Raw genomic sequence first — 11262 nt, 5'->3', positions numbered from 1 at the left:
TACTACGTAGAAACAGAAGTACGGGGCTCGACTGAATTACCAGATTTGTCCGCGACGGCGGGGACTTCTTGGTCGGTCAATGTTTTCCCGGGAATCTCGGACAATCCGCGTTCGGCCAGATTGCGCCGAGCCTGGGCCAGCGGGAACGCCAGAACGCGCAGGTCGTGGAATAGCTTGACCGCGATGGTCGGCCAGATCGCACCGGTCAATTTGTAGGCCAGCGCGAGTGCCACGCCGCCGAATATCACCTGGGCCGAGACGGCCGGCCGGAATCCGTGCCGCAGCCCATCGATGACGCCACCGGCAACGATGATCAGGATCCAGAACGGCAGGTCCGGCCACAGCAGCGCGACCGCGTAGATGGTGAAGCCGCGGTAGACGATCTCCTCGGCAGGCGTGCTGAACGAGTTCGCGAGCCACCAGAACCGCTCGATGGAGGTTTCCGGCGTGATGAAGACGACGTACTCGATCTTGCGCGCGATCCAGTCCCGGCCCGCGCGACCGCCGACCAGCGGAATCAGCACGGGACCAAGCAGATACGACACGTAGACGGTGACGATGGCCAGGCTGATGATCTTCTCGGCGAGCGAGAACCCACGGAAGATCGAGAAGTCGAAGTGCGTCAGCCCGAGCTCGTGCACCGAGGTGCCGCTGACGGCGAACGCGACGAGGATGACGGCCAAGGTAGCCCAGGTCCGGAAGACGCCACCCTGATACAGGCGGACGCGCGCATCGGTTCGCTCCCCGAATTCCCGCGTGAAGACGCGGACCGAGAATATCTCGAAGAATGGCTCCGCGAAGACTAGATAAACAAGCAGAATTATGCAGAAGATTTCCATCGGGAGGCCCCGTTCACTGTCCGGTCGGGTCGGTCTTGTTACCTATGAATTGATTGGGGTCGTCCGCGCCCTCACGCTAGGACAACTACTCACTCCGAGGCTGGGAAAACATCAGTCAATTCGCGCTACTGCCCGAGCTCTGACATCACCTACCTACGAAGCCGTCCTGAACACATCGGCAGACAGTACAACCGTACTGAGAGAACTGTCTACAGCTTCCACCTGGAAGCGCCTGTGAGCTGGGACACCGGGTATATACGGAGTAAATACCTCCGTATGCAGCGGGGGTGGAAAGTCCCATTCGGGCTGTTTTTTCGTCCGATTTCGGTAAGTCGGACAAACGTCGTTAACCATTCACCGCATGGCATTCAACTGCCGGAAACTTTCCGCACAGTTCAGTGGAACGCCGCGTCACGTCAATTTGATTGCTGAATGTTTGCCGCAAGTGTGCATCTGTCCAACTTCCTATGTACCGCCGCCCAACAGCGCCCCACGCGACGGAGACCGAGCGCTCGGTGCCGACTCCGGCCGATCGGCGGCCCCCGGACGCCCGTGTGATGACCTAATCGGCAGTCGAGCGCCGGGAAAATTCCATGCGGGAATAGCTGTCGCAGGGATACGTTCGTTGATGGTGGTTAGTCGAACGAACGAAAGGGGCCGCGCACGTGGCGACCGAGACTGCGGCAGCGTCCATCGGCCTTCGATCGGAGCGTGGCGCCATCCTCGGGTCGCTGATGCTGGCGACCGGACTGGTGGCATTGGATTCCACCATCATCGCCACCGCGGTGCTCACCATCACCAGCAGTCTCGGCGGATTCGCCCAGTTCCCCTGGCTGTTCTCGATCTATCTGCTGGCGCAGGCGGTCACCGTCCCCGTGTACGGCAAGCTCGCCGACACGGTCGGGCGTAAGCCGGTGATCCTGTTCGGGATCGCGGTGTTCGCCCTCGGGTCACTGCTGTGCGGCCTGGCGACCAGCATGCTCGGGCTGATCATCTTCCGCGCGGTGCAGGGCATCGGCGCCGGGGCGATTCAGCCGATGACGATGACGATCGCGAGCGACCTCTACACGCTGACCGAGCGGGCCAAGGTGCAGGGCTATCTGGCGAGCGTGTGGGCGATGTCCTCGGTGGCGGGGCCGCTGCTGGGCGGCGTGTTCGCTGATTACCTCAGCTGGCGGTGGATCTTCCTGATCAACCTGCCGCTGTCCGCGCTGGCCGGGTGGATGCTGCTGCGCAGTTTCGCCGAGAGCGCGCCGCGGCACAAGCAGCGGGTGGACTATCTCGGCGCCGCCCTGTTGACCGTCGGCGCGGGTGCGCTGATCCTCGGCTTGCTCGAGGGCGGGCAAGCATGGGCGTGGAGCTCGCCCGCGAGCATCGGCATCTTCGTGGGCGGTGCGGCGCTGCTGGTGCTGTTCGGTTTGGTGGAGCGGCGGGCGGCGAATCCTATTCTGCCGCTGTGGGTGTTCACCCGCCGCGTGGTCATCGCGAGCAGCCTGGTCTCGGTGCTCATCGGCGCCATCCTGCTCGGATTGACTTCGTACGTCCCGACTTTCACCCAGGGCGTGCTCGGCACCGGCGCGCTCGTCGCCGGACTCACCGTCGGCGCGCTCACCCTCGGCTGGCCGATCGCCGCCTCCCAGGCCGGAAAGGTGTACCTGCGCATCGGGTTCCGGGCGACCGCGCTGATCGGCAGCGGGCTGGCGACCGTCGGTGCCGCGACCACCCTGCTGATCACCGAGGACTCGACGCTGTGGCAGGTCGCCGCGTCGTGTTTCGCGATCGGCATCGGCATGGGCCTGGTCGCGACGCCAACCCTGATCGCGGCGCAGACCAGTGCGGAATGGACCGAACGCGGTGTGGTGACCTCGGCGAACATGTTCGCCCGGTCCATCGGCAGCGCGGTCGGCGTCGCCGTCTTCGGCGCGATCGTGAACTCGCGGGTCGGCGACACCGATCACCCGGCGCCATCGACGCTGTCGTCCGCTGTGCACCTGGTCTTCATCGCGGTGGCGGTGATGGCGGGCGTGATGGTGCTCGCCTCGGCATGCATGCCAGGTCGGAAGACCGTCGTCGCCTAGCCCGCGGATCAGGCGAATTCGAACGTCGCGACGACCGGTGCGTGATCGGACTCGGGATACTTCTTGTCCGTCCCGAAGTCGACGGACTCGTCGTGCAGCAGCTCGTTGTGGATCTCCGTACCGCGATAGTTGGCGAGCAGATTACGGGTGACCAGGAGATGGTCGAGCATGTGCCCTTTGCCGTGGTGGAACAGCGTGTAGCGAGCGGATTCGGGGACCGTGTTCTCCACCGGCACCAGCACGCGCCCGGCCAGTGCGCCGTTGCCGGTGTCCTCGACGTCGCCGCGGATCGCGACCAGCGGCACTTCGTCGAAGGTGGAGTTGAAATCGCCCGCCACCACGATGCGCGCGGCGGGATCCCGATCGAGGATCTGATCGACCAGCCGCCTGACCTCCACCGCCTGACTCATCCGCTTCATCGCGGACAGGAACGAACCTTCGGCGGCCGCGCCCGCATCACGCCAGGTGAAGCGATCGAGCTTCTGACCGGTGATATCGGTGGGCAGCTTCGACTTCAGATGGACGACGATCACGTGCAGCGGCGAACCGAGCAGCTCGAGTTCCACATGCAGGATCGGTCGCTCCATGCCGATCGATTGCGGTTGCGCCGCAGGTGGATTCGCGGTCAGTATCTGATACATCGGCGCCGCGACCAGATCGTTGAGCAGTTGGGCATGCGCGATGATCGGCAAGGAGGTGACCACCGCGAGGTTGCGTTCATCGAACACCTCACCGTTGGCCTTCTCCGTCGACACGACGTCCCAGCCGGCCAGTGCGGTGCCTTGCAGCAGGTCGCCCAACGCCAAGAGTGCGCGTGGTTGTCCGGGCTGCTCCTGTCCGTTCACCTCCTGCAGGCACAGGATGTCAGCGCGGAGGCGGTCGATCTGTGGTCGCATCACCGCGATGCGGTCCGCCAGGGTCGGCTCGTGCGGTCCGGGAGCGGGCGTCTCATCGAAATTTTCCAGGTTGAACGTCGCGATACGCAGGGTGACCATTTCACACATCCCTCATAGGCCCCGACGACTCGAACATCTCCATTGTCGTCCTGCCGAGCAGTTGCGGCGCATGTACTCGACTACCTGAATTCCCGGCGCTCACTACGCACGGCGGCGCGTCATCGGGGCGCGCTGCCGGAGACCCGGACGTCGCCCGGTTGCTAAGAGGCGGGGCGGCGGTCGGCGATTTCGGCGAGTGCGCGGTCGCGGTGTTCGGGCGGGAGTTGGTCTACCGCGGTGCGCACCACCTCCAGCGAGGCGTCCGACAGGCCGCCGAGGGTGCTGCGGTATTCGGTCCACAGATCGTGTTCGGCTGCCGCTCGAAGCATTTCGACCAGCTTGGCTGCCGAGACCAGGGCCACCATTCGTTCCAGGTGCTCGGCATCGTCGACCAGGAAAGCGGCGCGCAGCAGTGCGGTTCCGTCGAGGGCCGCCTGTGCGCCGCGGACCGCGTCGTCGGAGACGGCGGCCATCAAATCACCGAGCGTGATCCAATCCTCTTGCTGGGCAAGTAGTTTGCCTACGGCGACGATGGTGTCGGTAGGCAGTCCGGCGATGAGATAGGCGGAGCGACGGGCATCGAGCAGCGGGGCGACCTCGGCCAGGAAGTCGACCGGCAGACGCTTGGCGACGTCCACCGCGTGCGACGGCTCGAGCACCCCAGCCATGCGCGCCGCGAGCAGCGCATTCCGGTTGCGCCCCACCAGTTTCGCAATGACCTGACTCGGGATCACCTTGGCCGCGGCCGCCACTTTGCGCAATCCGCCGGATTGGCTCTCGAACAGCAGATCGGCGACCTGGAATCGGAACTCCCTGAGGTCCGCGGCGGGGACACCGGCGAGGTAGGCCAGTTGCTCGACCGGGACGCCGAGCGTGCGAGCCAACTTGATCAGCTGGGCCCGAGCGGGCGCGTCGGTCACAGCCCGGCCGCCTTCTTCACCGCACCGCGCAGGAAGCGAGGCACGAAATCCAGCAACGAATACGCGGCGTCTTCGAGATCCTTCGCCTGCTTGCGCCTGGCCTCCACCACCACCGTGGCGAGTTCGGCCTTGGTCTCAGGCGCCAGCCCGGCAATCCCGGCAGGCAACTCCCCCGCCACCAACTCGTCCAACGTCCTTTTGGTCACCTCCCCAACGCTACCTATTTTGCTGAGCGGGACATGGCTGGGGCGATACGCCGTCGATTGCTCGGTTGTGTCCCGGTTGCTGGGGTGAAGGAGGGTTCAGAGGTCGAGGACCAGACGGGTGAGGACACCTGGGCCAACGGTGCACAGCCGAATGGCTCGCGGATAGGTAACCACCCCTGGCTCAGCGCCCAAAGCGACCGTTTCACAGGTTCCACAGATACCCGCTCGGCACATCGAGTCGATGGCAACGCCCTCGCCTTCCAACGCTTCCAACACGGTGAGCGCCGACGGCACGAGCACCGTGCGGCCCGACCTGCGCAATTCGACCACCAAAGGCGGCGGTGCTCCGCCCGCCCGGCGGGTCATCGAACCGGACAGCGGGCGAGGCCGATGGCGGAGTCGTCGTGCTGGTCGTAGGGAGTCCCGTAGATGCCGACGCGAGCCGCGAGCAGCTTGGCGACCTTGGTGTTCCGCCGCCAGACCGGGTCGTCGGTGGCGGCCCGCCGCGCCATCCGCCCGCGGGCGCCGGGCAGCGCATCATCGAGTGCCCGCAGCCGGACGTCGAGGGATGCCGCCACGCCGGTGAGTGTCGCCCACGGCTGCACCGGAACATTGCGTAGTGGCGTGCTGGCGAGCAGCTCCCGCACGAGTTGTTCGCTGCTGAAATAGGCGAGCAGGCCCAGCAGTGGCGCTGTCGCTTGGACTTTCAGCCGATCGACCAGGCTCGTGCCGCCCGCGAGCCGGTGGGTTGCCGCGCCTGCCATGTTCGCCGTCCACTCCGGCGCGACACCGGCGGTCGCGACCATGTAGTCCGACATCTCCATGCCTTCGACGGCCGTACGCGGGATCAGTTCGTCCGCGACACCGAAGACGTAGGCGATATAGCCCCAGTAGTGCATCACTGCATTCAGTTGCCGCTCAGTGCATTTGCGGCCATGCGCGTGATCGAAACACATGGGTGACAGGCCGAAGGTGACGGCGGCGCCCATCATCGTGCTGTTCGAGATGGGGTTGCCGTGAGTGGCGAAATGCTCGGCGCCCCAGGCACGGCGCAGTCCGGCACGGACTTGAGCGTGCATGAGACGCACCCGCACAGTGTCTTTGAAGACCGGCGACCAGCGGTCCATGCCGCCGCGCACCGTCACATTGCGGAACCAGGTGGCGGTCTCCAGGTTTCGCCGATAGGGATCGTTGACGAATCGGCCGGTGGCGCCGGTCGCGGACGCGACCTCCGCGCCGACGAAGGTGCCCATGAAGTCCTGCACGCCCATCGCGAGTTTCCCGGAGGTCGACACATTGATCCACAGCTTGCGGCCGTACTCCCACAGGTCGGGGTCGTACCAGTCGGGTGGGTTGTCGAGGGTGACGAACAGCGACACCAGTTCCGGTGACGGGTCGTCCAGCGAGTCGATGCCGTGGTCTAGCGCCTGGTCGAGCAGGCGCCTGCCCTCGGCGGTGCCGATGCGCCGGAACGCGGCGACGAGTTGGTCCATCGGCTCGTCGCCCTGCCACATGTGGTCGGCCATCAGTCGGGTACGCGGCGTTTCGGCCGGGACCGGCCGGACATCGATCCATGGCGAAAGGATCGATTGCCTTGGCTCGAACCATAACTCGGTGGCGACCGCGCGCGGCGGTGCCGGTCGCAGTGGCATGCCGGGCCGGTAGTAGTAGTCGAAGGGGTGCGCGGCAGTGGTGGTGTTCACGTCCAGCATCGGTCAAAATCCTGTCAGTTGCCGGAATTTCGTGGCGGCGGTGGAGCCGTGGTCGGCGTGCACCGGGCAATAGTGTTTGGGGTCGTCGCGGCGCTCGACTGTCGGCCACAGCAATTCGGGTGCTTCCGGTGGTGACATGGTCGCGGGCCGCAGGCCGCGGGCGCGGCGGCGGCCTGCCCGGATACGGGGGAAGAAGTAGCGGATCTCGTCCGGCGTTACCCGGTTCAGCGCCGTGAACAGCGCACACCATCGGTCGAACCAGAACTGGTCGCGTGCGGTCCAGGTGAAGCCCATCGTGCGCCGAATCGACGGGTCGCACAGGCCGATGGTGACGAACTGATAGAACCTGGCCCCGAACGGCCGAACCATCTTCTCCCACAGTGGTTTCGGCAGCAGATCCAGCACCGGGAACGGCGGTACCGGCGCGTTCTCGGCCAGCCGATACACGTCCCATGCGGCCCGGGTCGGCTCCAAGACGTTCTCGCACATGTCGTTCCAGTAGTCCTGGAACTCCGCCCAGCTCTTCGGGACCACCCGCATGCTCATCCCGTACATCTCGTACCACTGGTACTGCTCGCGCCACAGCTGCTCGCGTTCGGCGGGCGAAAGCCCGCCCATGAACAGCTCGCCCACGCGCAGGGTCTGCACGAAGAACACCGCGTGCGCCCAATAGAAGGTGCCGGGGTCGAGTGCGTGATACCGGCGTCCCTCGGCGTCGGTACCTTTGATCGTGCGGTGGTAGTTCACGATCTCGCGTGCGGTCTGCTCGGCTCGCGGTCCGTCGAAGACCACGCCGACGATCGGATACGCCGACCGCAGCACCCGTTGGTAGAACTCGTCCTGGATCTCCGAGTGGTACTCGACGCCCGCGCCGAGACCGGGATGCATGTTCTGGACCATTCCGAGGAACAGCCCGCTCGGGGCGAAGTACAGCGAGCCGAAGATCTGCCAGGTCAACGAGTCCGGCCCGAGCGGCACGGGTGCACGGTGGCTCTCGTGCAGCACGTCATTGTGTGCAACCATGAATTGATGCTGACACGAATAAATACTCGCGTTCAATTCGTCTTCTGATGCCGCCGAAGACGCGGAAAACGCCGCAGCAGCAGCGCTCTCGCGCCATGGTCCAGCGCATCGTGGACGCCGGGCAGGCGGTGCTCATCGAACACGGCTACGACGGCGCGTCCACCAACCGGATCGCCGTGGCAGCCGGTATCAGTCCCGGCTCCCTGTACCAATACTTTCCGGGCAAGGACGCCATCGTCACCGCGGTGATCGAACGCTACAACAGCGAGGTCGCGTCCCGGGTGCACAGCAGCGTGCTCGCCCAGCTGCACCAGCCGCCCGAAACCGCCGTTCCGGCAACAATTTCCGCGCTGCTCGACGCGTTGGGCAGCCATCCGGCACTGCTGCGCGCCGTCATCGAGCAGACGCCGCGGCTCAGCGGCGACAACGCGGTCTTCGCCTTCGAGCAGCAGATCGGCGAGATGGCTCGCGTCGCGCTGACCATGCACCAGGACTCGTTGCCCGACGATGTCGACTTCGACGCGGCCTCCTGGATGCTGGTGCGCGCGGTCGAGCACCTGGCCATCCGCTATATCCTCGACCAGCCCGCCGTGTCCCGCGAGCGCTTTCTCGCTGACATCACCCGGCTGATCCTGAACTTCTTCCGTCCCGCGCCGGGGCCTCTACCTGCGAGGACCCCGACACGGCGACGATCACGAGCCGAACGCGAGTAGTCGCGGCGACTCGTCGAAGGACCTACCTCGCAGACGATTCACGCACCGGCCCGGTGGCATCGCCGCTCTTCCCGAGGCGGGTGAGCCCGAGGTAGCCGAGCGACACCAACACTGCCCACACAACGCCGACGACGATAGCGGTGCGGCCGCTTTCGGTGAAGAAGAGCAGGACGACCACCAGCGCGAGGAACGCCAAGGCGAGGACCGTCGTGTACGGCGCGGCGGGCAGGCGGTAGTCGGCCGCGGGGAGCTCGCCGCGGGCGACCTTGGCGCGGTAGAGCAAATGGCAGACCAGGATCATGCCCCAGACGAAGATGATGCCGATGGTGCTCACCGAGGTGATGTACGCGAAGGCCTTGTCCGGCGAGATGATGTTGACGATCACGCCGATCACCATCGCGGCCGCTGACGCGCTGATGCCGACGTAGGGCACCTGGCGCGAGCTCAGCTTGTTCAGCGCGGCCGGTGCCTCGCCGTGCAGCGACAGGGTGCGCAGCATGCGGCCGGTCGAGTAGATGCCCGAGTTGCACGACGACAGTGCCGCGGTCAGCAGCACGAAGTTGATGATGCCCGCCGCGCCGGGGATGCCGATCTGCTGGAACACCTCGACGAACGGGCTCTTGCCCGCGTGGAAGTTGCGCCAGCTGGACACCGACATGATCACCAGCAGCGCGCCGATGTAGAACAGGCCGATCCGGAACGGCAGCGTATTGATCGCCTTGCGCAGCGTCTTACGCGGTTCGCGCGCCTCCCCGGCGGTGATACCCACCAGCTCCACACCCACGTACGCGAACAGCACGATCTGCAGCACCAGCAGCGACTGGCCGAACCCGTTCGGGAACACACCGCCGTCGGCCCACAGATTGGTCACGGTCGGGTTGGCGGCGTGCCCGAATCCGATGATCAGCACGCCGAGGCCCAGCAGGATCATGCCGATGATCGCGGTGACCTTGATGGCGGAGAACCAGAACTCGCCCTCACCGAACAGTCGCACCGAGATCAGGTTCGCCGCGAACATCAGCGCGAGCACCACCAGCGCCGTGATCCACGGTGCGATGTCGAACCAGTACTGCACGTACTTGCCCGCCACGGTGATCTCGGCCATGCAGGTCGCCACCCACACCGCCCAGTACGACCATCCGGTCACGAAACCCGCGTAGCGGCCGAGGAATTCGTGCGCGTATTCGGCGAAGCTGCCCGAGACCGGGCGGTAGGTGAGCAACTCCCCCAGCGCCCGCATGATCACGAAGATGGCCAGACCTGCTGCTAGGTAGGCCAGGATCAGGGCGGGCCCGGCCTGCTCGATCGCGCCGCCCGCACCGTAGAACAGGCCGGTGCCGATCGCGCCGCCGATGGCGATCATCTGAATGGTCCGCGGGCTCAGACCCCGCGCGTAGCCCTCTGAGTCGCCGGTGCCGGTCGGTTCGAGCGTTCCGGCGTCCGATAGATCACGGTCGGCGGCTGTCATAGTGCGGTCCTTCTCTCTTACGGCAGTGACGCGACATCCGGGGTCGTCGGTCGGTGACCCGGGACACATGACATGGGATCATCGCATGTCTGGGAATCGGTCAGCACGTCACGCTACCGGTACCGGCGCGCGTCCACCTCTTCGCGCTGATCGGACAACAAATCGCCGCCTGCCGTTCGGATCATCGACCCCAGCGGTCCACCGGATCGAAACCTCCTACCCCGGAGGCGAATTCACGGACGCGGAAGGGTCCGCCCGCATCCGGGGCCAGCGGTGGCGTGTCCGCGCCCGCGCCCTCACGCATGCCGTCGAGCGCTTCGCGGATGGCATCCGTGGCGCTGATGCGAGGGGTCCAGCCGAGCTCGGTGCGGGCTCGCGTGGTGCCCATGATCGGCATCCGGAGCAACCCGTCGAAGAGGTTCGGGTCGGCGGGCGCCAAGCGCAGATGCCACGCGGTCGCCAGTGCCGCCCTGGCCAGCCGGGTCGGCACGCGGATCGTGCGCGCGTGCAGCAACTCGGCCAACCGGTGGGCGTCGATGACCGGGTCGGCGGCGAGATTGAACGCCCCCTCGGCGTCGCCGATCACGGCTCGCCGGAACGCGTCCGCGGCGTCGGCTGCGTGCAATGCCTGGAAACAGAGTCCCGGCATGGCCGGAACCACTGGAATCAGGCCGGGCCGGAGCAACCAGTTCGGCAGCAGCGGGCCGGCGAACAGGCGTCGCTGTTCGCTGGCCGCCGCGCGCTGGAAGATGAACGCCGGACGCAACCGAACCGCTCGGCAGTGTGGATGCTCCGTGACGAAGAGGTCCAGTAGCCGTTCGACGTACGCCTTCTCCCGCATGTATCCGGCGGGCGGCCACCCATCGGTCGGCCAGGTCTCGTCGACCGGATGGTCGTCCTGCTTCGGCGAGTAGGCGCCGAGGGACGACGCGTACACCAGCGCGGGCACTTTCGCGTCGGCGACCGCGCGCAGCACTCGCGCCGAACCGATCACGTTGGCCCGCCACGTCACCAGTGGCCGATGCGTCGGCTGGAACAGCCACGCGAGATGGACCACCACGTCCGCGCCGCGAAAGTGCGTCACCAAGTCGTCGTAGCGAACGTCGGCGTCGACCCACTCGGTCTTGTCCACCTGGCGAGCGGGCAGCCTGCGCGCCAGCCCGACGATGGAGGTCACCGCGGGCTCTGCGGCCAGCGCGGCGAGCACACTGGTTCCGACATTTCCGGTGGCACCAGTTACGACAACGCGCATGGCCCGGCTCCTCAGCTCATATTCTGTTCTGTCGCGACATACCCGGGCACAGGCCG

At 66.1% G+C, this 11262-nt stretch carries 11 protein-coding genes; 2 read left to right on the top strand and 9 right to left on the bottom strand.

Features of this window, described 5'->3' with window-relative positions; genetic code table 11:
* Window positions 1–2: 2 nt before the first annotated feature.
* A complete protein-coding gene (locus tag KV110_RS18760) occupies window positions 3–839 on the bottom strand; it encodes a CPBP family glutamic-type intramembrane protease (protein ID WP_218477617.1) in 837 nt (278 codons plus the stop codon).
* Window positions 840–1504: 665 nt separating this feature from the next.
* On the opposite strand from KV110_RS18760, the gene KV110_RS18755 reads away from it, so the two are divergent.
* Window positions 1505–2917, top strand: coding sequence for an MDR family MFS transporter (locus KV110_RS18755; RefSeq protein ID WP_218477616.1), 1413 nt, complete (start codon window positions 1505–1507; stop codon window positions 2915–2917).
* Between the two features lie 8 nt (window positions 2918–2925).
* Here the strand turns inward: KV110_RS18755 and KV110_RS18750 are convergent, their stop codons facing one another.
* The 6 genes from KV110_RS18750 to KV110_RS18725 form a co-directional block, all read right to left on the bottom strand.
* Window positions 2926–3912 carry an endonuclease/exonuclease/phosphatase family protein gene (locus KV110_RS18750; protein WP_218477615.1) on the bottom strand — a complete coding sequence of 329 codons (987 nt, stop codon included), beginning with the start codon at window positions 3910–3912 and terminating at the stop codon, window positions 2926–2928.
* Between the two features lie 161 nt (window positions 3913–4073).
* Window positions 4074–4832 carry a hypothetical protein gene (locus KV110_RS18745; protein ID WP_218477614.1) on the bottom strand — a complete coding sequence of 253 codons (759 nt, stop codon included), beginning with the start codon at window positions 4830–4832 and terminating at the stop codon, window positions 4074–4076.
* Window positions 4829–5038, bottom strand: coding sequence for a hypothetical protein (locus KV110_RS18740; RefSeq protein WP_218477613.1), 210 nt, complete (start codon window positions 5036–5038; stop codon window positions 4829–4831). Before KV110_RS18740 ends, KV110_RS18745 begins: the two co-directional genes overlap by 4 nt.
* Before the next feature lie 96 nt (window positions 5039–5134).
* The gene (locus KV110_RS18735) at window positions 5135–5404 is read right to left on the bottom strand and encodes a 2Fe-2S iron-sulfur cluster-binding protein (RefSeq protein ID WP_218477612.1); all 270 of its coding nucleotides are present in this window, start codon (window positions 5402–5404) and stop codon (window positions 5135–5137) included.
* On the bottom strand, window positions 5401–6750 hold the full coding sequence (locus KV110_RS18730; protein ID WP_218477611.1) for an oxygenase MpaB family protein: 1350 nt from the start codon (window positions 6748–6750) through the stop codon (window positions 5401–5403). Before KV110_RS18730 ends, KV110_RS18735 begins: the two co-directional genes overlap by 4 nt.
* Before the next feature lie 3 nt (window positions 6751–6753).
* Window positions 6754–7773, bottom strand: a complete 1020-nt coding sequence (locus tag KV110_RS18725) for an oxygenase MpaB family protein (protein WP_218477610.1) — start codon at window positions 7771–7773, stop codon at window positions 6754–6756.
* Window positions 7774–7820: 47 nt separating this feature from the next.
* Here KV110_RS18725 and KV110_RS18720 point away from each other — a divergent pair, with 47 nt between their 5' ends.
* Window positions 7821–8486, top strand: coding sequence for a TetR/AcrR family transcriptional regulator (locus tag KV110_RS18720; protein ID WP_246634626.1), 666 nt, complete (start codon window positions 7821–7823; stop codon window positions 8484–8486).
* 22 nt (window positions 8487–8508) lie between these two features.
* On the opposite strand, the gene KV110_RS18715 is transcribed toward KV110_RS18720, so the two are convergent.
* Window positions 8509–9954, bottom strand: coding sequence for an amino acid permease (locus tag KV110_RS18715; protein ID WP_218477609.1), 1446 nt, complete (start codon window positions 9952–9954; stop codon window positions 8509–8511).
* Window positions 9955–10135: 181 nt separating this feature from the next.
* Window positions 10136–11206, bottom strand: a complete 1071-nt coding sequence (locus KV110_RS18710; protein ID WP_218477608.1) for an NAD-dependent epimerase/dehydratase family protein — start codon at window positions 11204–11206, stop codon at window positions 10136–10138.
* Window positions 11207–11262 lie beyond the last annotated feature (56 nt).

Source organism: Nocardia iowensis (assembly GCF_019222765.1).
Lineage (GTDB): Bacteria > Actinomycetota > Actinomycetes > Mycobacteriales > Mycobacteriaceae > Nocardia > Nocardia iowensis.
This window is presented reverse-complemented; position numbering and strand designations above follow the sequence as displayed.

Coding starts and splice junctions, on each gene's coding strand:
- KV110_RS18750 (WP_218477615.1), bottom strand. CDS start 3,912: ATGGTCACCCTGCGTATCGCGACGTTCAACCTGGAAAATTTCGATGAG.
- KV110_RS18735 (WP_218477612.1), bottom strand. CDS start 5,404: ATGACCCGCCGGGCGGGCGGAGCACCGCCGCCTTTGGTGGTCGAATTG.
- KV110_RS18760 (WP_218477617.1), bottom strand. CDS start 839: ATGGAAATCTTCTGCATAATTCTGCTTGTTTATCTAGTCTTCGCGGAG.
- KV110_RS18730 (WP_218477611.1), bottom strand. CDS start 6,750: ATGCTGGACGTGAACACCACCACTGCCGCGCACCCCTTCGACTACTAC.
- KV110_RS18720 (WP_246634626.1), top strand. CDS start 7,821: ATGCCGCCGAAGACGCGGAAAACGCCGCAGCAGCAGCGCTCTCGCGCC.
- KV110_RS18725 (WP_218477610.1), bottom strand. CDS start 7,773: ATGGTTGCACACAATGACGTGCTGCACGAGAGCCACCGTGCACCCGTG.
- KV110_RS18715 (WP_218477609.1), bottom strand. CDS start 9,954: ATGACAGCCGCCGACCGTGATCTATCGGACGCCGGAACGCTCGAACCG.
- KV110_RS18710 (WP_218477608.1), bottom strand. CDS start 11,206: ATGCGCGTTGTCGTAACTGGTGCCACCGGAAATGTCGGAACCAGTGTG.